22 protein-coding genes are annotated in these 20817 nt (G+C 63.8%); 8 read left to right on the forward strand and 14 right to left on the reverse strand.

Annotated elements, in window-relative coordinates:
- Window positions 1–10 precede the first annotated feature (10 nt).
- Window positions 11–310: a hypothetical protein gene (locus BGP85_RS04225; RefSeq protein ID WP_103447530.1), complete on the reverse strand. Its 300-nt coding sequence runs from the start codon at window positions 308–310 to the stop codon at window positions 11–13.
- A 171-nt stretch (window positions 311–481) separates the two neighbouring features.
- Here BGP85_RS04225 and BGP85_RS04230 point away from each other — a divergent pair, with 171 nt between their 5' ends.
- The 4 genes from BGP85_RS04230 (at window position 482) to BGP85_RS04245 (ending at window position 3622) form a co-directional block, all read left to right on the forward strand.
- The gene (locus tag BGP85_RS04230) at window positions 482–910 is read left to right on the forward strand and encodes a DUF2231 domain-containing protein (protein ID WP_103447529.1); all 429 of its coding nucleotides are present in this window, start codon (window positions 482–484) and stop codon (window positions 908–910) included.
- Window positions 907–2196: a PQQ-dependent sugar dehydrogenase gene (locus tag BGP85_RS04235; RefSeq protein WP_103447528.1), complete on the forward strand. Its 1290-nt coding sequence runs from the start codon at window positions 907–909 to the stop codon at window positions 2194–2196. Before BGP85_RS04230 ends, BGP85_RS04235 begins: the two co-directional genes overlap by 4 nt.
- A gap of 192 nt (window positions 2197–2388) precedes the next feature.
- Window positions 2389–2967, forward strand: coding sequence for a hypothetical protein (locus tag BGP85_RS04240; RefSeq protein WP_103447527.1), 579 nt, complete (start codon window positions 2389–2391; stop codon window positions 2965–2967).
- A gap of 148 nt (window positions 2968–3115) precedes the next feature.
- Window positions 3116–3622, forward strand: a complete 507-nt coding sequence (locus tag BGP85_RS04245; RefSeq protein WP_103447526.1) for a DMT family transporter — start codon at window positions 3116–3118, stop codon at window positions 3620–3622.
- Here BGP85_RS04245 and BGP85_RS04250 read toward each other — a convergent pair whose 3' ends face one another.
- On the reverse strand, window positions 3623–4531 hold the full coding sequence (locus BGP85_RS04250; RefSeq protein ID WP_103447525.1) for a LysR family transcriptional regulator: 909 nt from the start codon (window positions 4529–4531) through the stop codon (window positions 3623–3625). It abuts the gene before it with no gap.
- 131 nt (window positions 4532–4662) lie between these two features.
- Between BGP85_RS04250 and BGP85_RS04255 the strand changes: the two genes are divergently transcribed.
- Genes BGP85_RS04255 through BGP85_RS29130 form a run of 3 tightly spaced genes read left to right on the forward strand, consistent with a single transcriptional unit; the run spans window position 4663 to window position 6621 of the window.
- Window positions 4663–5877: a YeeE/YedE family protein gene (locus tag BGP85_RS04255; RefSeq protein WP_103447524.1), complete on the forward strand. Its 1215-nt coding sequence runs from the start codon at window positions 4663–4665 to the stop codon at window positions 5875–5877.
- A gap of 32 nt (window positions 5878–5909) precedes the next feature.
- On the forward strand, window positions 5910–6389 hold the full coding sequence (locus BGP85_RS04260; RefSeq protein ID WP_103447523.1) for an OsmC family protein: 480 nt from the start codon (window positions 5910–5912) through the stop codon (window positions 6387–6389).
- A gap of 28 nt (window positions 6390–6417) precedes the next feature.
- Window positions 6418–6621 carry a LysR substrate-binding domain-containing protein gene (locus tag BGP85_RS29130; protein WP_258035888.1) on the forward strand — a complete coding sequence of 68 codons (204 nt, stop codon included), beginning with the start codon at window positions 6418–6420 and terminating at the stop codon, window positions 6619–6621.
- 147 nt (window positions 6622–6768) lie between these two features.
- Here BGP85_RS29130 and BGP85_RS04270 read toward each other — a convergent pair whose 3' ends face one another.
- Window positions 6769–7098, reverse strand: coding sequence for a hypothetical protein (locus BGP85_RS04270; RefSeq protein WP_103447522.1), 330 nt, complete (start codon window positions 7096–7098; stop codon window positions 6769–6771).
- A 252-nt stretch (window positions 7099–7350) separates the two neighbouring features.
- On the opposite strand from BGP85_RS04270, the gene BGP85_RS04275 reads away from it, so the two are divergent.
- Window positions 7351–8100 (forward strand): FadR/GntR family transcriptional regulator, encoded by a 750-nt coding sequence (locus tag BGP85_RS04275; protein ID WP_103447521.1) that lies wholly within the window; start codon window positions 7351–7353, stop codon window positions 8098–8100.
- Between the two features lie 88 nt (window positions 8101–8188).
- On the opposite strand, the gene BGP85_RS04280 is transcribed toward BGP85_RS04275, so the two are convergent.
- From BGP85_RS04280 to BGP85_RS04330, 11 genes are all read right to left on the reverse strand, one after another.
- Window positions 8189–9769, reverse strand: a complete 1581-nt coding sequence (locus BGP85_RS04280) for an aldehyde dehydrogenase (NADP(+)) (protein ID WP_103447520.1) — start codon at window positions 9767–9769, stop codon at window positions 8189–8191.
- Between the two features lie 23 nt (window positions 9770–9792).
- Window positions 9793–11346 (reverse strand): galactarate dehydratase, encoded by a 1554-nt coding sequence (gene garD / locus BGP85_RS04285; RefSeq protein ID WP_103447519.1) that lies wholly within the window; start codon window positions 11344–11346, stop codon window positions 9793–9795.
- A gap of 78 nt (window positions 11347–11424) precedes the next feature.
- Window positions 11425–12789 (reverse strand): MFS transporter, encoded by a 1365-nt coding sequence (locus tag BGP85_RS04290; protein WP_103447518.1) that lies wholly within the window; start codon window positions 12787–12789, stop codon window positions 11425–11427.
- Window positions 12790–12891: 102 nt separating this feature from the next.
- On the reverse strand, window positions 12892–13803 hold the full coding sequence (gene kdgD / locus BGP85_RS04295; protein ID WP_103447517.1) for a 5-dehydro-4-deoxyglucarate dehydratase: 912 nt from the start codon (window positions 13801–13803) through the stop codon (window positions 12892–12894).
- Window positions 13804–14374: 571 nt separating this feature from the next.
- Window positions 14375–15184, reverse strand: a complete 810-nt coding sequence (locus BGP85_RS04300) for a gamma-glutamyl-gamma-aminobutyrate hydrolase family protein (RefSeq protein WP_103447516.1) — start codon at window positions 15182–15184, stop codon at window positions 14375–14377.
- A gap of 297 nt (window positions 15185–15481) precedes the next feature.
- Entirely contained in the window at window positions 15482–16264 is a 783-nt protein-coding gene (locus BGP85_RS04305; protein WP_060512926.1) for an amino acid ABC transporter ATP-binding protein, read from the reverse strand.
- A 22-nt stretch (window positions 16265–16286) separates the two neighbouring features.
- The gene (locus tag BGP85_RS04310) at window positions 16287–17531 is read right to left on the reverse strand and encodes an NAD(P)/FAD-dependent oxidoreductase (protein ID WP_103447515.1); all 1245 of its coding nucleotides are present in this window, start codon (window positions 17529–17531) and stop codon (window positions 16287–16289) included.
- A 15-nt stretch (window positions 17532–17546) separates the two neighbouring features.
- Complete coding sequence (locus BGP85_RS04315; RefSeq protein WP_103447514.1) at window positions 17547–18257, reverse strand: ABC transporter permease; 711 nt, start codon at window positions 18255–18257, stop codon at window positions 17547–17549.
- Window positions 18254–18973 (reverse strand): ABC transporter permease, encoded by a 720-nt coding sequence (locus BGP85_RS04320; RefSeq protein WP_060485113.1) that lies wholly within the window; start codon window positions 18971–18973, stop codon window positions 18254–18256. Before BGP85_RS04320 ends, BGP85_RS04315 begins: the two co-directional genes overlap by 4 nt.
- 58 nt (window positions 18974–19031) lie before the next feature.
- Window positions 19032–19784, reverse strand: a complete 753-nt coding sequence (locus BGP85_RS04325) for a transporter substrate-binding domain-containing protein (RefSeq protein ID WP_103447513.1) — start codon at window positions 19782–19784, stop codon at window positions 19032–19034.
- 21 nt (window positions 19785–19805) lie between these two features.
- A complete protein-coding gene (locus tag BGP85_RS04330) occupies window positions 19806–20678 on the reverse strand; it encodes a MurR/RpiR family transcriptional regulator (protein WP_103447512.1) in 873 nt (290 codons plus the stop codon).
- Between the last annotated feature and the right edge of the window lie 139 nt (window positions 20679–20817).

A 20817-nucleotide genomic window follows, 5' to 3' on the forward strand; every position in this document is an offset into this window, starting at 1 on the left:
GCCGTAAGGGTCAGTTCTTGCACTTGGCCAGCACCACCTGGCAGGTGTCTGGCGTGCCGCCTGAGCGGCCGGCATAGCGGATGCAGTTGTTAAGCGACTTCTGCTTGGCAATGCCCAGTGTGTTGCCCCAGGCCAGCCCGCCTTCGCCAGTGCTTGGAAGCGCCTTGGCGTAACAGTTGGAGCCAGGCGCGGCGGCGTAGTAGCGCGCCTTGCTGCTTTTGCTCGAACAGCCGGCGTTGAGTGCCAGGCTGATGGCCAGCAAGGCATGCGCGGTCCAGTACGCGTACGGTCGTGCGCTGCAGATTCTCATGGTATCCCTCGTTCAGACGCGCAAAGTCTTTCAGGATATTTCTATCAAGCCAAGCGGTGAACTATCCGAACGTCAAGGTGATCCCTTCTTAAGCGCACCCTGCGCACGCCTGATGGACCAGGCCCCATGCCAGTCCTTCAGCCCCGGGTCACCGACTGATAAGGAGGCGCCGTGACCGCTACTGAGCAAACCCTCTACCGATGCACGCCCAGCCCGCTGCATGCGATCCTGCTGGCCGGCACGGTCCCGCTGTTTCTCGGCGCGCTGCTGAGCGACATTGCCTACTTCAAGAGCTACCAGATCCAGTGGAGCAACTTCGCCGCCTGGCTGATTGCCGGTGGCTTGCTGTTCTGCGGGCTGGCGCTGTTGTTTGCCCTGGCCAACCTGATCCGCGCTCCACGCAAGGTTGGGCGGCCGACGCTGTACTTCCTGCTGTTGCTGGCGACCTGGGTGTTGGGGCTGATCAACGCCTTCGAACATGCCAAGGACGCCTGGGCGGTGATGCCGGCGGGCTTGGTGCTGTCGGTGATCGTCACCGTGCTGGCTTGCGTGGCGGCATGGCTAGGCATGAGTAATCTGGGTTCGGGAGGTGAGGCATGAAGCCATTGCATGGAATGTCGCTGCTGAGCGTGGCACTGCTTCTGGCCGCTTGTGGCGGTGACGGCGAACCGACTCAGGCGCTGGGCCCCGACCCGAAACTGCCGGCCCCTGAGCGCGGCTTGCTGCCGAGCATGAAGATCGCGCAACCGGCGCAGTGGGGCGAGCAGAAACCCACCGTGCCCGAGGGCTACAGCATCACGGCCATTGCCACTGACCTGAAGATCCCGCGCCAGAGCCTGGTGCTGCCCAATGGCGATATCCTGATCGCCGAAGGGCGCGGCGGCAGTGCCGCCAAGCTCAAGCCCAAGGACGTGGTCGCCAGCCAGATCAAGGCCAAGGGCAACACCCAGGTCAAGGGTGGTAACCGCCTGACCCTGCTGCGCGATGCCGATGGCGATGGCACGTATGAGCTACAGACTGTGTTCGCCGAAGGCCTCAATGCGCCCTATGGCCTGGCCTTTGCCGACGGCAAGCTGTACGTGGCCAACCAGGATGCGCTGGTACGTTTTGACTACCAGGACGGTCAGACCAAAGCGGCCGGCTCGCCGACCAAGGTCACCGATCTGCCGGCTGAGATCAACCACCACTGGACCAAGGCACTGACCATCAGCCCTGATGGCCGCTACTTGTACGTGGGCATCGGCTCGAACAGCAATATCACCGAGCGTGGCATGGAGGTGGAAATCGACCGCGCCATGGTCTGGCAGATCGACGCCGTGACGGGGGCGCACAAGCCTTACGCCACCGGTTTGCGCAACCCGACGGCGCTTACCATTCAGCCAGACACCGGGCAGTTGTGGACGGTGGTCAACGAACGTGACGAACTGGGCCCGGACCTGGTGCCGGACTACCTCACCTCGGTGCGAGAGGGCGGCTTCTATGGCTGGCCGTTCAGCTACTGGGGGCAGAACGTCGATGAACGGGTGAAACCGCAGAACCCGGACAAGGTGGCGGCGGCGATCAAGCCGGACTACAGCCTGGGGTCGCACGTAGCCGCGCTGGGTGTGGACTTCTCCATCCCGGCCATGGGTGAACGGTTTGCCGACGGGGTGTTCGTAGGCGAGCACGGTAGTTGGAATCGCCCGAACCCGGTGGGTTACAAGGTGATCTTCGTGCCGTTCAAGGCGGGCAAGCCGGCCGGTGAGCCGATCGACTTCGCCACCGGCTTCCGCGGGGAGGATGGCAAGACCCGAGGTCGGCCTGTGGGCGTGACGGTAGACCCGCGCGGGGCGTTGATCATTGCCGATGACCTGGCCAACACCGTCTGGCGGGTGACGCGTAACTGAGTGCTTGTGGGAGTCACGACAAGCGCGGCTCCCACAAGATTCGCATTTCTCGAACGCTTGCCGTTGACGCCAAGGGGTTGAAATATGCAGCAGCCTGGGCGGTTGCCTGCAGAGTGGCGGGCAATGGCTATGCTTGTTTGCGCGTAAACATTTCACGCACAAACCCGGTCTTGAACCCATGGAAGCAGGCCTATGAATCCTATTAGCACGCTCGCTCGCGCTGTTGCCCTCGCCACGCTGATGTCCGCTGCCACCTTCACGGTGCAGGCCGCCGAGATTCCGATTGGCAGCCAGGCGTTGGAAAGCCACGTCAAAACCCAGGTCACGGCTATCGACCTGGCCAACCGCCAAGTCACGGTAAAAGGGCCGAACGACAAGGATGTCACCCTGCAACTGACGGAAAAGGCCAAGGCGCTGCCCAACCTGAAGGTGGGTGACAACGTCGATATCTATGTCACTCGGGCAGTCGCCTATGTGCTCAACAGTGAGGTTGGCGGTGCGCCGAAGGCCACTGAAGAGTCTGGGGAGATCCGTGCCACCAAGGACAACCCCAACCCTGGCGGCGAAGCGTTCCGCCAGGTCCGGGTAACCTCGCAGATCAAGAAGATCGACCTGAAGAAACATGAAGTCAGCCTGCTGCCGCCGGAAGGCAAGCTGCAGGTGGTCAAGGTCGAGAACCCGGACCTGCAGAAGCGGATGAAGAACCTCAAGGTCGGCCAGACCGTCGATGCGATCTACACCGAAGTGCTGCGCGTCGATACCTGGCGTTGAGGTCGGGCTGCGGGCACGCCTCGGCAGGCCCGCATTTTTTTTTCGGCAGCATGCGCGTGACGAATACAGCGCGTGCACCTTTTCGATTTCCATAAACGCTGTCGATTTACCGATCATGGTCTCATCCTGACCTCAGATGAGACCCATCATGCCCTACAAGACCCTGCTGTTTGCATTCGTTCCCGTGATGATGGCCCTGCTTGCAGGCTTCGTACTGCCGTATCAGGCTGCCAGCAACGCCGCCGTCGGTCGTGCGCTGGGGCACTGGTTGTGGGGCGCCTTCACCTCGTTGACGGTCAGTTCGGTGGTGATCATCACGGCGTTGCTGATCCTTCGGGTGCCCATGCCTGACCTGAGCAAAGCGCTACAAGGCCCGTGGTGGCTCTGGATCGGTGGTGTGCTGGGCGCCCTCTACGTGGCCGGCGCTGCAGCCTTGACACCGAAGCTGGGCACGGCGGGTTTCCTGGTGCTGGTGGTGGCAGGGCAGATTCTGACCTCGGTGATCGTCGATCACTTCGGGCTGATGGGAGTTGCCAGCAAGCCGGTGAACCTGGCCAGGGTTGCCGGCGTGCTACTGATCCTTTGTGGCGTGTTGCTGGTGCAGGGTGGCTGGACTTCGACCCCGTCGTCCGGCCAGGCCGTGATCGAGCGCTGATCAGTGCCCGGGCTGGCTGCACGCGCAGACCGCTTCACGCAGCCAGCGATGGCCGGGGTCGCTGTCCTTTCGCCCATGCCAAGCCTGTTGATAGGCGAGGGCAGGCACCGGCAGTGGCGGCGTGAACTCGCGCAGTGACGGGTGCTGGCGCATCGGGCCTACCGCTCGCCTGGCCACGGTCAGGACCAGGTCGGTGCCCGCGAGCACTTCGACGGCAGCGCTCCAGTGCGGCAGCGCCAGGGCAACATGCCGGCGCAGGCCTTGCTCGGCCAAGGCGCGCTCGATCTCGTCATGGGCATCCGGGTGCATGGCCATGAGTACGTGCGGGCGTGCCAGCCAGTCATCCAGCGCAAGCCCGCCCTTGGCCGGTAGCACCTGGCGATCGGCGACGCTGATGAAGCGGTCTTCGAACAAGGTCTGGGCAATGATGTCGGCCGGCAGTTCCGGGAAGATGCCCAGGGCCAGGTCGAGTTCGCCATCGAGCAACTGTGCGAGCATCGTTTCGCGGCTGGCCTGGCTGATCGCCAGATCGACGCCGGGGGCGACCTGGCGCAGGTGGCGCACCAGCGGCGGCAGGATGATGCGCGAGGAATAGTCGGATAGCGACAGCCTGAAGCGGCGCCGGGCTTGGGCAGGGTCGAACTGGGGTGTGGCCAGGAGGCCGTTGAGGCTCCCGAGGGCATCCTGCAGCGGTTTGGCCAGGGATTGGGCGCGGGCAGTCAGGGCCATCTGGCCGTGCTGGCGGATCAGCAACGGGTCGTCGAAGTGTGCACGAAGCTGCGCCAGCGCGTGGCTGACTGCAGGTTGGCTGCGGTGCAGGCGCAGGGCGGCGCGGGTCACGTGCCGTTCGCTGAGCAGGGCGTGCAGGGTGAGTAGCAGGTTGAGGTCGATCTTGCGCAGTTCATCCATGGGGCGAATGCTTCGGTTGGCAATGACGGGTAGTTATCAGCCTAACAGATGTACTGGCCCCTTCGCGGACCACACGAAGCACCTGACGGGGTTATACTCGCCCTCCGTTTCACTGTAGTCCGAGTATTTCAATGGGTCTTTCTGCAACCGCCACACCCGAACCGCGCCGCCTCGGTGCGCCCTTGATCGCCCTGGCCCTGCTGCTGGCCGGCGCCTGGTTCCTCAACCTCAACGCCGGCTTCAAGCAGGTGCTGCTGTTGATGGTCGGCGCCGCCCTGGGCCTGACGCTCTATCACGCCGCTTTTGGCTTCACCTCGGCCTGGCGCGTGTTCATCAACGAACGCCGCGGCGCCGGCCTGCGTGCGCAGATGGTCATGTTGACCCTGGCCGTGCTGCTGTTCTTCCCGGCGCTGTCGGCCGGCAGCCTGTTCGGCACCCCGGTTACCGGCCTGGTCGCGCCGGCTGGCATGTCGGTGGTGTTCGGCGCATTCATTTTCGGCATTGGCATGCAACTGGGGGGCGGCTGTGCCTCGGGCACGCTGTTCACGGTCGGCGGCGGCAATGCGCGAATGCTGGTAACCCTGCTGTTCTTCATCATCGGCTCGGTCAGCGCCACCCACCATGCCGACTGGTGGTTCGCGCTGCCGTCGTTCCCGGCCACTTCGATTGTCCAGGCCTGGGGCGTGGTGCCATCGCTGCTGGCCAGCGTGGCCGTGTTCGCGCTGATCGCCTGGGCCACGGTGGTGCTGGAAAAGCGTCGTCATGGCGCCCTGGAAACGCCACTGAGCAGCGAGCATCGAAGCCTGCGCCGCTTCCTGCATGGCCCTTGGCCGCTGCTGTGGGGCGCAATTGCCCTGGCCTTGCTCAACTACGCCACCCTGGCCCTGGCCGGCCGCCCGTGGGGTATCACTTCGGCCTTTGCCCTGTGGGGCGCCAAGACCCTTTCCAGCTTCGGCGTGGACGTCGGCAGCTGGGTATTCTGGCAGGCGCCGGCCAATGCCAAGGCGCTGGCTGCGCCGCTGTGGCAGGACATCACCACGGTGATGGACATCGGCATCGTGCTCGGCGCACTGATGGCGGCAGGCTTGGCAGGCCGCTTCGCGCCCAGCCTGAAAATCCCGCTGCCATCGCTGATCGCCGCAGTGATCGGGGGCCTGCTGCTGGGCTATGGTTCGCGCCTGGCCTATGGCTGTAATATCGGCGCCTACTTCAGCGGTATCGCGTCGGGTAGCGTGCACGGCTGGTTGTGGCTGATCGCGGCTTACACCGGCAACCTGATCGGCGTGCGCCTGCGCCCGATGTTCTTTGCCGGTGAACGCCGCCCGGTGGCGCTCAGCGGCTGTTGAAACGATGTGATCAATTGGACAAGGAGGTTCGAATGGCGCAATACACCGCTCACGTGGCCTGGGCTCGCGACGGCCAGGACTTTCTCGGTAACCAGTACAGCCGCCGGCACCTGTGGCGCTTCGACGGCGGCGTCGAGGTGCCGGGGTCGTCGTCGCCCCATGTGGTGCCGTTGCCCATGTCCGATGCCTCGGCCGTGGACCCGGAAGAGGCTTTCATCGCCGCGCTGTCCAGCTGCCACATGTTGTGGTTCCTGTCGCTGGCGGCCAAACAGCGCTTTTGCGTCGAGCACTATGCCGATGACGCCGAAGGGGTGATGGCGCGCAATGAAGCAGGGCGCATGGCAATGACCGTGGTCACCCTGCGGCCGCGGGTCGAGTTCTCCGGGGAGCGCCAGCCGACGGCAGAGCAGCTCGATCAGCTGCATCACCTGGCCCACGACGCCTGCTTCATCGCCAACTCGGTGAAGACCGAAGTGCGCTGCGAGCCGGTCTATCCCCGACCGATTCGTTGACCTGGTCGGCGAGGGTTTCGACGCAGCCATCCGCGTTGGCGAGCGGGCAGACAACCCTCTGGTGGCGCGCAAGCTGTGCGATCACCTGCGCATCCTGTGCGCTTCACCGGCTTACCTTGCGCGCCAGGGCGAACTGCTCGACCCTCAGCAGCTCTCTGGGGATAACTGTTTAATATTCAGTGGTTTATGTTCATTTCATGAATGGCGGCTTAACAGTGGAAAGCGCAAGTGAGCGTCCGGGTCAGCGGCTCGTTACGCGGCAACGACAACGAGGCAGCTTGAGGCCGCACGGCGTGGCGTGGGCATTCTGGCAGGTGGCGACTGACTGATTCTCGAAAATACATTAGTAAAATATTTTAAATAATTGAAATATATAGATTTATCGTTTAGCGACAGCGTGCTGGACGCATTGCTCGTAATACGTCTGCTTGATGGCTGACGGCTGCAGTTTTGAACGGCTGTTGTACGTCTGTTCGGTGATGCCGAAGGCGGTCATGCGCATCCATGGCTTGTCGAACCGGCGCACCTGCAGCTTCTTGCGCGTGGCATACAGGGTGACCCCGGAGAGCTTGGCTTGCTGAGCCTCGGCGGCGATCTGCGAACCCCAGCCACAGACGTTGCGATCGTTCTGGCTCAGCGCCTTGGCCTGGACGCCGAAGCCGACAGTGGCCAGCAGGCAGCCGGCCATCGTTGCTAGAATTGTTCGCATGTAGCTGTCCTAAGCATATGAAGATGAACGGAGTTTGCCTTCACTGACAATGCCTGGGGGCCAGCATTTTTCCTATCAGGTAGTGGCGATGCGAAAGCGATTTGCCAGCGCGGGCTTTCCATCCATGGATGAGGCTCACTGTACCTGAGTTGGCTGCGGCCGGTCCTGGCAAGAAATACCGCGTTGGGTGTATGTGATCGTACAACTGCTTGCGTTATGATGACGGCTGTCTTTCAAGGTGAAATACAGGGCATGACAGAGCAGCAGGTACAGGCAAGGACCCGGCGCAAGCCGCGCAGTCTGGCCCAGGAACTGGTCACGGTGCTGACCGAGCGCATTCGCAGCGGCCAGCTCAAGCGCGGCGACAAGCTACCGACCGAATCGCAGATCATGGCCGAGGAGGGCGTCAGCCGTACCGTGGTGCGTGAGGCGATCTCCCGGCTGCAGGCGGCCGGGCAGGTCGAGACGCGCCATGGCATCGGTACCTTTGTGCTGGATGCGCCGGCGACCGGGGGCTTCCGTATCGACCCGGCGACCGTGGTGACCTTGCGCGAGGTGCTGGCAGTGCTGGAGCTGCGCATCGCCCTGGAAATCGAATCGGCGGGCCTGGCGGCGCAACGGCGCAGCGATGAAGAACTGGCTGGCATGCGCGCGGCGCTCGATGAGCTGAACGAGGGGGCTGCGCATGCCACCGACGCGGTATCGGCGGACTTCCAGTTCCACCTGCGTATTGCCCAGGCCAGCGGCAACCACTATTTCGCCGACATCATCAACCACCTGGGGACCAGCATCATTCCGCGCACCCGGTTGAATTCGGCGCGGTTGGCCCATGATGACCAGGCGCATTACATGAGCCGGTTGATGCATGAGCATGAAGCGATCTACGAAGCCATTGCCCGGCGCGACAGCGAAGGGGCGAAGATGGCCATGCGCATGCACCTGAGCAACAGCCGCGAGCGCTTGCGCCAGGCCCATGAAGAAGCCGAGGCTCAGGGGGGCTGAGTCCTTCAATAACCTTTACCCACGAACAGGCCAGTACAGGCAATAAAGAAAAGCCCCGCAAATGCGGGGCTTTCCTGTTTCGGAGCGCTTAGATCGAGCCTTCGCTCCACTGCCCGTTGACCAGGCGACGCAGCCCCAGCGGGTTGCCGTCACGCAGTGCTTCCGGCAGCAGCGCCTGCGGGTAGTTCTGGTAGCACACCGGACGCAGGAAACGGTCGATGGCCAGGGTGCCGACCGAGGTGCCACGGGCATCGGAGGTGGCCGGATACGGCCCGCCGTGGACCATCGCGTCACACACTTCCACACCCGTCGGGTAGCCATTGACCAGAATGCGGCCAACTTTCTCTTCCAGCAGCGGCACCAGCCAGGCGAAGGCCTCGAAGTCTTCCGGCTCGCCGATCAGCGTCGCGGTCAGCTGGCCGCGCAGGCCGAGCAGGGCGTCACGTAGTTGCGCATTGTCCTTGACCTCGACCGCCACGGTGGTCGGGCCGAACACTTCTTCCTGCAGCAGCGGGTCAGCCTCCACCAGCAGGCGGGCATCGGCCTTGAACAGCTGGGCACGGGCCTGGCTGCCCTCTTGGGCCTGGCCGGCCAGGTGCTCGATACCGGCGTGGGCGTGCAGGTGCTCCAGGCCGCCAACATAGCTGCGCAGGCCACCCGCGTTGAGCATGGTCTGCCCGGCTTGTTGTTCCAGGTGCTGGCCGAGGTCGGCGAGCAGCTGGCTGTATTGTGCCGACTGCAGGCCGATCACCAGGCCTGGGTTGGTGCAGAACTGCCCGGCTCCCATGCACACGGAGCCTGCCAGCTCGCGGGCGATGGCCTCGCCACGCTTGGCCAGGGCACCCGGCAGAATGATTACAGGGTTGATGCTGGACATCTCGGCGAACACCGGGATTGGTTGCGGGCGTTCGGCGGCCATGCGGCACAGGGCGTCGCCGCCCTTGAGCGAACCGGTGAAGCCGACGGCCTGGATGGCCGGGTGCTTGACCAGCGGCTCGCCGACGCCAGCGCCGAACACCATGTTGAACACGCCCTTGGGCATGCCGGTACGCTCGGCGGCGCGCTGGATGGCGCAACCGACCAGGTCGGCGGTGGCCATATGGCCGCTGTGCGCCTTGAACACCACTGGGCAACCGGCTGCCAGGGCTGCGGCGGTGTCACCACCGGCAGTCGAGAAGGCCAGCGGGAAGTTGCTGGCACCGAACACGGCGACCGGGCCGACGCCGATGCGCATCTGGCGCAGGTCTACCCGCGGCAGTGGTTGGCGCTCGGGCAGGGCCAGGTCGATGCGCGCACCGAGGAAATCGCCACGGCGCAGCACCTGGGCGAACAGGCGCATCTGGCCGCTGGTGCGGCCGCGCTCGCCCTGGATTCGGGCGGCAGGCAGGGCGGTTTCACGGCAGACGATGGCGACGAAGGCGTCATCCAACTCGTCCAGTTCGGCAGCGATGGCGTCGAGGAACTCGGCGCGACGGGCCGGTTTCAGGTTGCGGAATTCAACAAAGGCGGCTGCGGCGGCTTTGGCTGCCTGGTCCACTTCGGCCTCGGTGGCTTGGGCGAAGCTGTAGGGCAGGGCCTCGCCGGTGGTGGCGTCCAGGCTTTGCAGGCGTTGCGTGCCAGCGGCGCTGCGCTGGCCGGCGATGAAGTTGTGGCCGAGGATCTCTGGCATGTGGGGCTCCTAGGGTTGAATGTTCAGGTAATGGGTGCCGGATTGAACAGCGTGATGTCGTTGTGCAGGCGGTGCTGTTCTGCCCAGGTCTGCTTGCGGCCACTGGCCACGTCCAGGTAGTAGTGGAACAGCTCCCAGCCCAACTCTTCGATGGTCGAGCGGCCACTGGCGATGCGCCCGGCGTCGATGTCGATCAGGTCCGGCCAGCGTTGGGCCAGCTCGGTACGGGTGCAGACCTTGACCACGGGGGCCATGGCCAGGCCGTAGGGCGTGCCGCGACCGGTAGTGAATACATGCAGGTTCATGCCGGCGGCCAGCTGCAGGGTGCCGCAGACAAAGTCGCTGGCCGGGGTGGCGCAGAAGATCAGGCCCTTGCGGTTTACCCGCTCGCCCGGGCCGAGCACGCCCTGGATGGCGCCGCTGCCGGACTTGACGATCGAACCGAGGGACTTTTCGACGATGTTCGACAGGCCGCCTTTCTTGTTGCCCGGCGTGGTATTGGCGCTGCGGTCGGCCGCGCCTTGCTGCAGGTAGCGGTCGTACCAGTCCATCTCGCGCACCAGGGCATCGGCGACCTCCTGGTTTTGCGCGCGCGAGGTGAGCATGTAGATGGCGTCGCGCACTTCGGTCACTTCCGAGAACAGCACGGTGGCGCCAGCGCGCACCAGCAGGTCGGCGGCAAAGCCGAGTGCCGGGTTGGCGGTGATGCCGGAGAAGGCGTCACTGCCGCCGCACTGCATGCCGAGGATCAGCTCGCTGGCCGGTACGGTCTCGCGGCGGCGCTGGTCGAGCTTCTTGAGGCGGGTTTCCGCCAGGCCCATGATCTGCTCGATCATCTCGGCAAAGCCAAGGCTGGCGTCCTGCAAGCGATACAGCCAGGGCTCGCTGAGGTCCACCGAAGGGTCGTTGTCGTGCATCACCTGGCCGGCCTGGAGCTTTTCGCAACCCAGGCTGATCACCAGCGCTTCGCCACCGAGGTTGGGGTTGCGCGCCAGGTTGCGCACGGTGCGGATCGGGATGTAGGCGTCGCGGGCGTTGATCGCCACGCCGCAGCCATAGCTGTGGGTGAGGGCGACCACGTCATCGACGTTGGGGTATTTGGGCAGCAATTCGGCGCGGATGCGTTTGACTGCGTGTTCCAGCACGCCGGTCACGCACTGCACGGTGGTGGTGATGCCGAGGATGTTGCGGGTGCCGACGGTGCCGTCGGCGTTGCGGTAGCCTTCGAAGGTGAAGCCGTCCAGCGCTGGCAGGGCATCGGGCACTGCATCGCAGCGCGGCAGGCTGTCCAGCTCGGGGGCGGCCGGCATGGCCAGCTGGCTTTCCTGTACCCAGCTGCCCTGGCGCAGGTCTTCCAGCGCATACCCGATGATCTGCCCATAACGGCGCACCGGCTCGCCCTTGGCAATCAGCTCGGTGGCAACCTTGTGGCTCTGTGGCACGCCTTCGACCAGGGTCAGGCCATCGGCGAAGCGGGCGCCTTCGCCCAGGCCGCCGTCGTTGACCACCACCACGACATTGTCGTCGTCGTGCAGGCGGACGTAGCGGGGCGAGTCGGAATGTTCGATCAACTGCATGTTTGGGCCCTACTTGTCAGGTTCTCAGGCTTTTGTACATCCGCCCGCGCAGGCTTCGGCCGGCGCGGGCGTGTTCACTCAGTGCCGCGAGCTGGCCAGTTCGCCATTGGCGGCCGGCTCAGGTTGTGGCGTTGGGGCATCTTCGCGCAACTCGATACGCTTGATCGGGCCGACGATCACCAGGTAGCTGAACACCGCCACCAGGGCATTGGCGCCCACGTACACCAGGGCCCACTTGAACGAGCCGGTGGCGCTGATGATGTAACCGATGACGATCGGGGTGGTGATCGAGGCGATGTTGCCGAAGGTGTTGAACAGGCCACCGGACAGCCCGGCGATCTGCTTGGGCGAGGTGTCTGCCACCACGGCCCAGCCCAGCGCGCCGATGCCTTTGCCGAAGAAGGCCAGGGTCATGAAACCGACCACCATCCACTCGGCGTCGACATAGTTGCAGAAGACCATGGTGGTCGACAGCAACAGCCCGCAGACGATCGGCAGCTTGCGCGAGAAGGTCAGCGAGTTGCCGCGGCGCAGCAGCCAGTCCGAGATCACGCCACCCAGCACGCCACCAATGAAGCCACACACCGCCGGCAGTGAGGCGATGAAGCCGGCCTTGAGGATGGTCATGCCGCGCTCCTGCACCAGGTACACCGGGAACCAGGTGAGGAAGAAGTAGGTGATGGCGTTGATGCAGTACTGGCCCAGGTAAACGCCCAGCAGCATGCGGCTGGTCAGCAGTTGCTTGATATAGCCCCATTTCGGGCCATCGTTGCCACGCTTCTGGTCCATGTCGACCAGGCCGCCGTTCTGCTCGATGTGCTCGAGTTCGTCCTTGCTGATGCGTGGGTGCTGGCGCGGGTTGTAGATGGTCTTCAGCCACACCATGGAGAACACGATGCCCAGCGCACCCATGACCACGAACACGTGCTCCCAGCCGAAGCTGAACACGATCCAGCCCATGATCGGGGCGAACAGTGCGGTGGCGAAGTATTGCGCCGAGTTGAAGATCGCCGAGGCGGTGCCGCGTTCCTGGGTCGGGAACCAGGCCGCGACGATACGGGCATTACCCGGGAACGACGGGGCTTCGGCGAAACCGACGAGAAAGCGCAGGGTGAACAGGGTCACTACCGCCCAGGCCACCGGCAGGCCGCCGACAAAACCCTGCAGCAGGGTGAACAGCGACCAGGTGAAGATGCTGAAGGCGTAGACATTTTTCGAACCGAAGCGGTCCAGCAGCCAGCCACCGGGGATCTGCCCGGCCACGTAAGCCCATCCGAAGGCGGAGAAAATATAACCAAGGGTAACGGCGTCGATGCCGAGGTCTTTCTGCAGGCTGGAGCCGGCGATGGCGATGGTTGCTCGGTCTGCGTAGTTGATCGTGGTCACCAGGAACAGCATGAACAGGATCAGGTAGCGCACATGCGTCTTTTTAGTCGCTTGCATGCTGGTAATACTCCCACTAGTTATTTTTGTGCGGGCTCACGAGTTGTAGCCGGAGTGAGCAGGCCCACTCCGGATGCGGCAATGGCAGGCCGCGGGGTGCGCTTATTGCGGACCCACCTTGTCCATCAGTGCTGCGAGCATTTCGTACTCTTCGGCGGTCAGGTCGGTCAGCGGGGTGCGCACCGGGCCTGCGTCGTAACCGGCGATCTTGGCACCGGCCTTGACGATGCTCACGGCGTAGCCGGCCTTGCGGTTACGAATGTCCAGGTACGGCAGGAAGAAATCGTCGATCAGCTTGGCCACGGTGGCGTGATCGTCGCGGGCGATGGCGTGGTAGAAGTCCATCGCAGTCTTCGGAATGAAGTTGAACACTGCCGACGAGTACACCGGCACACCCAGTGCCTTGTAAGCCGCAGCGTACACCTCGGCCGTCGGCAGGCCACCCAGGTAGCTGAAACGATCACCCATGCGGCGACGGATCGACACCATCAGTTCGATATCGCCCAGGCCGTCCTTGTAGCCGATCAGGTTCGGGCAACGTTCGGCCAGTTGCTCCAGCAGGTTGGCGTTCAGGCGGCAGACGTTGCGGTTGTACACCACCACACCGATGTTGACCGATTTGCACACCGCTTCGACGTGGGTGGCAACGCCGTCCTGGCTGGCTTCTGTGAGGTAGTGCGGCAGCAGCAGCAGGCCCTTGGCGCCCAGGCGCTCGGCTTCTTGTGCGTACTCGATGGCCTGGCGGGTGGAGCCACCGACGCCGGCGAGGATTGGCACCGACTTGGCGCAGGTGTCGACCGCAGTCTTGATCACCTGGCTGTATTCGCTGGCGGCCAGTGAGAAGAACTCACCGGTGCCACCGGCGGCGAACAGGGCGCTGGCGCCGTAGGGGGCGAGCCACTCCAGGCGCTTGATGTAGCCAGCCTGGTTGAAGTCGCCCTGGGCATTGAAGTCGGTGACCGGGAAAGACAGCAGGCCGTGGGAGAGGATGGATTTCAGTTCTTGTGGATTCATTGTTGTAGGCATCCTGTGGCGCTTGGGGTGAAGGGTGTTGCTCTGTTAGAGGTAAGTTATCGTACAACATGTGCAATGACTAGTCCCCTTTGCAGAAATTTTTGTGTGGGTGCCTAGGTGATCAGTTCAAGGGGTGTGTGGGTGCGGATATCGAGCGCCGCCCGCGCGGCGCTTCGCGGGGCAAGCCCGCTCCTACATTTGTTTCGGGCCAGTAAAACCTGTGCCATTGGCGCGCGTACCCCCTGGCGCATGGCTCGATATCGAGTCGTACAAACAAGGGACCGCGCGCAAATGCCTCAGGAATAATTGGTCCGAAACAAATGTAGGAGCGGGCTTGCCCCGCGAAGCGCCGCGCGGGCGGCGCTCGATCTCACAGGCGCAGAAAATGTTACGACAACCACTCGGCAGTCATCGTATCTCTCGGGGAAAGGAAAAAACGATCGCGGAGACAGGCACAAGCCCGCCGCCCGCTTCCACGGGAAGTGTTCTGGGACCAGCAGAGGGTGACCGGGGAAGCGGGGGCGACCTTGCGCCGCCCCGCGATCAAAGCTAACGAAGCTGAAACCGGGTATCAGGCGGCCTGTTGGCGCTTGATCTGGCTTTTGCGCACCTGGGCGCGGCAGGCATCGCCGAAGGCCTGGAAGATCTTGATCGAATCAGGGTTCTTCGCGGCTTGCCACTCCGGGTGCCACTGCACGGCAAACAGGAACGGCGAGATGCTCGGCGCGTGAATCGCCTCGACCAGGCCGTCTTCGGCGTGGGCGATCGGCTCGATGCCGGCGCCGAGGTTACGCAGGCCCTGGCCGTGCAGCGAGTTCACGCGGATCTCGTCGGTGCCCAGGGTTTCACGCAGCCAGCTGCCCGGCTTGATCTTCACGCCATGCACCTGGGCGTATTGCACATCGACCGGATCTTCCGGGTTTTCCCGGTGGTCGTTGAAGCCTGGCTCGGCGTAGACTTTCTGGTAGATGTCGCCGCCCAGGGCAACGTTGATTTCCTGCATGCCACGGCATACGCCGAAGATCGGCAGGCCGCGCTTGATCGCTGCCTTGACCAGCGGGATGTCGAACAGGTCGCGGTTCTTGTCCTGGCCTTTGCCGGGGGTTTCGTTTTCCTGGCCGTACAGGGCCGGGTCGATGTTGCTGCCAGCACCGGTCAGGTACACGCCGTCGGCCATGTCCAGATAGGTCTCGAGGTCTTCGATGCCACAGCAGGTGGGCACGAGGACCGGGACGCAATCGGCGAAGTCGACCAGCGGGGTGATGTATTTGTGGGTCATGACCTGATAGTCATGGCCTTTGCGCTCTTGGCTGCCCATGGTCATCAGGACGACGGGTTTGCGCAGGGAGGGTTGCTTGTTGCCAATGTTGCTGTTGGACATATGTCACCTTATGACAGGGCTCTGCCTGTCGTTGTTGTGCAGGTGCACGGCCCGTGGCCTTGATGTGCTACCTGAAGTCCCGAGCACTGCCGGCTCATCACTGGACGATTCCGGTCGGGGCTTGTAGATAGCTTGCCAGAGCCGTTCGATATGTCAAACGAGCAAAAAGCGGTTAAGGCGCCGAAATACGGGGTCTGAACCCTTGCGAGCCTGAGCCGGCAAGGGTTTGGCAGGGGGTAAGGTCAATTATATTTAACGACGCAGTTGGATCATTGCAGCGCTGCAATGATCGACGGCTCAGTGCAGTATCTGCGCCAGGAACGCCTTGGCCCGTGCAGTGCGCGGCTGGTTGAAGAACACCTGGGGCGGGCTGTCTTCGATGATCTGCCCGCCTTCGAGGAACAGCACCCGCTCTGCCACCTGCCGGGCAAAGCCCATTTCATGGGTGACGCAGAGCATGGTCATGCCAGTGCCGGCCAATTGCACCAGCACGTCCAGCACCTCGGCGACCATCTCCGGGTCGAGCGCCGAGGTCGGCTCGTCGAACAGCATGATGCGCGGCTTCATGCACAGCGCTCGGGCGATTGCCACGCGCTGTTGCTGGCCGCCGGACAACTGGCTGGGGTACTTGTGCGCCTGGCTCTCGATACCCACCTTGCTCAGGTACATGCGCGCCCGTTCCTCGGCGTCCTTGCGCGACAGGCCGCGCACGCTGGTGGGGGCGAGCAGGCAGTTGTCGAGCACGCTCATGTGCGGGAACAGGTTGAAGTGCTGGAACACCATGCCGATCTCGCTGCGCACCTGGGCCGCCTGGCGGGTGTTGGCGGCCAAGTCGGTGCCGGCAACCTGGATGCTGCCCTGCTGGGCGATTTCCAGGCGATTGATGCAGCGGATCAGCGTCGATTTGCCTGAGCCGGACGGGCCACACAGGACAATGCGTTCGCCTTCGCGCACCTGCAGGTCAATATCACGCAGCACATGGAAGGCGCCATAGTGCTTGTTCAGGCCCTCGATGCGGATCAGCTCCGGGCGTGGGTCAGGTTCGGGGGCAAGGCTGGCAACGCTCATGGGGGCGGTCATGTTGTTGTTCTCCCGCTGGGTGTCAGTCGAAACGAGCCGCGCTGTAAGGCGCAGGGTCGGTGAAGGGGCGCTCGCCGGTGAGCAGTTCGGCCACCAGGCGGCCGCTGACCGGGCCGAGGGTGAGGCCGTGGTGGGCGTGGCCGAAGTTGAACCACAGGCCTTTGTGCCGAGGCGCCGGGCCAATCACCGGGCGCATGTCGGGCAGGCACGGCCGGCGGCCGAGCCAGGGTTTGTCATCGAGACGCTCACCCAGGGCCGGGAACAGCTTGCGGGCCAGGGCTTCGCAGCGCTTGAGCTGGATTTCGTTGCCCGGCGCGTCACTGGCGGCGAACTCGATGCCGGTGGTCAGGCGCACGCCACGGGCCATGGGCGCCAGGACATAGCCGCCCTGAGTGTCGCAGACTGAGTGCTGCAGCTGCGCGCCGTCACGGGTGCCGTAATGCATGTGGTAGCCACGCTTGATGCCCAGCGGAATGCGGTAGCCCAAGCGCTCGAACAGGTCGCCCGACTGCGGCCCCAGGCAGGCCACCACCTCGTCGGCGGTAATCGGCCCCCGTTGGCTGTCGACCTGCCATTGGCCGTCGACCTGGCGCAGGCTGCGCGCATCACCATGCAGGAACTGCCCACCACGCTGCACGAACAGCGCCGCGTAGCCACGGGTGAGGGCGCCGGGGTTGTTGACGGTCTTCGGGTCGAGCCAGTGGATGCCACCGACCACGGTGCTGTCGAGCTGGTGTTCGCGCGCCTGTAACTGGTTGCGTTCGAGGATTTCGTACTGCAGGCCGTAACGGGCCAGGCCCTTGAGTTCGGCCTTGGCTTGCTCGAACAGCGCCGGTTCGCGATAGACCTCGATCCAGCCTTTGGCCTGGATCAGCCCTTCCAGGCCGGCGGCGTGGATCAGCGCATCGTGTTCCTCGACACTGCGCTGCACCAGCGGCAGCATGTCGGCCGCCGCACCGGCCAGGCGACCGGGCGCCGACTGTTGCCAGTAGCGCAGCAGCCAGGGCGCCGCCTTGGGCAGGTGCAGCAGGCTGTAGCGCACATCGGGCTGGCGATTCAGGCCGTAGCGCAGCAAGGCGCCGAATTGCCGGGGGAAGGCATAGGGGATCACGCTGGAGCGCTCGATCAGCCCGGCGTTGCCATGGCTGGTGCCGCTGCCGGGGTCGTCGCGGTCAATCAGGATCACCTGGCGACCGCGGGCCTGCAGGTGCAGTGCGGTGCTGACGCCGACGATGCCGGCGCCGAGAACAAGGGTCTGGCAATGCATGGATGTATCCTTCGGTCAGTTCAGGTGGCGGCCCAGGCGAGCTTCCAGGTGTTTGAGCAAGCGCCGGACCAGCTCGACGATCACCAGGTAGAGCACTGCGGCCCAGAGGTAGATCTGGAAATCGAAACTGCGCGAGAACGCCAGTTTGGTCACGCCCATCAGATCGTAGATGGTCACCAGCGAGGCGATGGCGCTGGCCTTGATCATCAGGATCAGCTCGTTGCCCAGCGGCCCGATGGCCACCAGCAACGATTGCGGCAGGATGACCTTGAAGAAGGTGGTCGAGCGTTTCAGGTTCAGCGCCCGTGCCGCTTCGTACTGGCCCGGAGCCACGGCCATCAGGCTGCCGCGGAAGATCTCGGCCTGGTAGGCGGCGGTGTTCAGGGTGAATGCCAGCAGCGTGCAGAACCAGGCTTCACGGAAGAACCACCAGAGCCCGACGTCCTGCCAGAAGCCTTTGAGCGAGCCTAGGCCGTAATACAGCAGGAACAGCTGTGCCAGCAGCGGCGAGCCGCGGAAGAAGTAGATGTAGCCGGCCGCCATGCGCTGCAGCAGTCGTTGGCGCGACATGCGCGCCAGGGCCAGCAGCAGGCCGAGCACGGCGCCCAGGCTGAAGGAGATAGCCACCAGCTTGGCGGTTACTATCAGGCCCTCGACGAAGCGCGGGCCGTAGCGTTCCAGCAGGTCCGGGTCCAGCACCAGGCCCAGTAGTTGTTCGGCACTCATGCGCGTGCTCCTTGCAGGTGGCGGTTGCTGCGCCGCTCGATATAGGCGAACACCCGTCCCGAGGCGGCCGAGAACAGCAGGTAACCCAGGCAGGCGACGCCATAGAAGAACATCGGCTCCTTGGTCACGCTGACTGCCAGGTTGGTCTGGCGCATCAGATCGACCAACGAGATGGTCGACACCAGTGAGGTGTCCTTGAGCAGCGACAGCCAGTTGTTCGACAGGCCCGGCAGGGCGATGCGGGTCAGTTGCGGCAGCACCACTTTGAAGAACCCGGTGCGCTTGCTCAGGCCCAGCGCCGAGCAGGCCTCCAGTTGCCCTTTGGGCAGGGTCTTGAACGCCGCCAGCCAGATCTCGCTGGAGAACGCTGCGAATACCAGGCTGAAGGCGATCATCGCGGCCAGGAAGGTGTTGATCAGGAATTCGCCTTCATAACCCATGGCCGCCAGCAGCTTTTGCGCGGCAATCTGGCAGCCGTAATAGATGATCAGCAAGGTCAGCAGCTCGGGCAGGCCGCGGAATACCGTGGAAAAGGTGGTGGCCCAGGCGCGTGGCAGGCGCTTGCGCGAACGCGCCGCCAGGGCCACAGCCAGGCCCAGCGGCAGGCCGATGGGCAGGCAGGCGAGGGCCAGGGAAACGGTGACCAGGGCGCCGGCCAGCAGCGCCTGGCCCCAGCCACCACTGGCGAAGGACAGCAAGGACAATTGATCGAGCATGACGAACCCCTTGGATGGGTCATGCGCTCCCCTACGGAAAGCGCATGCCCCCTACAGATCAGTTGTAGATATCGAAGGCAAAGTACTTGCTGGCGATCTTCTGGTAGGTGCCGTTGGCGACGATCTCGGCCAGTGCGGTGTTCAGCCGCTGGCGCAGGGCATCGTCGTCCTTGCGCACGGCAATCGCGGCGTCGGCCTTGGTGTTGGCAACATCGCCAAGGATCTTGCAGCAGTCGGCGCCGTTCTTGTTCATCCACTCGTGCAGCGGGAACTTGTCGGCGATCACCCCGTCCAGGCGGCCAGCGGCGAGGTCGGCGTTGGCCTCGTCCATGGTCGGGTACAGCTTCACATCGGCGCCGGCCTTGGCGTACACGTCTTCGGCATAGATGGCCTGGGTCGAGGACGACTGGGCACCGACCGTGTAGCCGTCAAACTTGGTCTGGGCGTCGCCGATCTTGCTGTCCTTGGCCACGGCGACGGTCAGCGGGGTGCGGTAGTAGTGGTCGGTGAAGGCGATTTTCTTGCGCCGTTCCTCGGTGTCGATCATCGACGCCACCACGGCATCGTACTTGCGCGCCATCAAGGCCGGGATGATGCCTTCCCAGTCCTGGGCGACCAGGGTGCATTTGACCTTCATCTGTTCGCACAGGGCGTGGGTGATGTCGATGTCGAAGCCGTGCAGCTGGTTATCGGCATCGACATAGTTGAAGGGCGGGTAGGCGCCTTCGGTGGCGAAGCGCAGGGTCTCGGCGCTGGCGTTACCCGCCAGCAGCAGGGCACACGCACCCAGCATAGCCATGGTCTTGTTCATCTCGCACCTCTTGCACTCTTGCTATTGTTGTTTGCCCGCCGGCCACGAGGTGTAGCCGACGAACTCGTTATGTAGAGCGGCAGTCGCTTCCAAGCGTTTTTCAACATCAGGCCCGAGCTTCTTGCAGACCTCGTTGACCATCAGGTGTACCCACGACAGCATGGTCGCGGTGGACTCCCAGAACAGGTTGAATTCGGTGGGGATGCGGAACACTTCGTCGGCATGGGCATCGGCCCAGTCGCAGAAGGTGTCGGTCACCAGGGTGACCGGGATGCCGGCGGCGCGTGCCTTCTGGCACAGCTGCTGGGCATGGCGTGAATAGCGGCGGGCCTCGAACACCACCAGCGCGGTGTCCTCGCTGCGGCCGAGCAGCACGTCGCCGAAGTGCCCGGCGCTGCCATCGACCAGCAGCACGCCGTCGCGCAGGTATTGCAGCAAGTGGCTCATGCACATGGCGATGCCGCGCTCGGTCTGGAAGCCGGCGATACACACCCGTGGCTTTACCGCCAGGCGCTGTGCCACGGTGTGCCAGGCATCGCTCTGGCGGTATTCGTGAACACGCACCAGGGCCGCGATTTCCCGCTCCAGGCTACCGGCGTTATCGCTGACGTCCTGGTTCTGGCGATATTCTTGCAGGCGATCACCCATCAGCCATGGCCCGTCGCCGAGGTCACTCTGCAAGTCTTGCTTGAGCGCCTTGAGATGGGCATAACCGAGGGAGCGGCAGAAACGGCCGACGCTGGATTCGCTGACACCCAGCTTCTCGGCAATGCTGGCCGAGGTCTGGAACGGCAGTTCGTGCAGGTTGGCGAGCATGTAGCTGGCGATCTTGCGGCCTGAGGCAGCGGCCCCTTGCAGGCTGTTTTCCAGGCGTTGCTTGATCGGTTGGCTCATGCTGCTGCTCCAGGTAAGGCGTGGAATAGAAAATGGCTGTTTTCTGTCATGTCGTCAACATTTGACAGATAGCTGTCACTTATCGGAAAGTTTTTGTCGTTGCATACGCTGTTGCCATTCCAATTCCAAAAAAGGAGCT

Origin of the sequence: Pseudomonas putida (assembly GCF_002906855.1) — a bacterium.
GTDB classification, from domain to species: Bacteria; Pseudomonadota; Gammaproteobacteria; order Pseudomonadales; family Pseudomonadaceae; genus Aquipseudomonas; species Aquipseudomonas putida_N.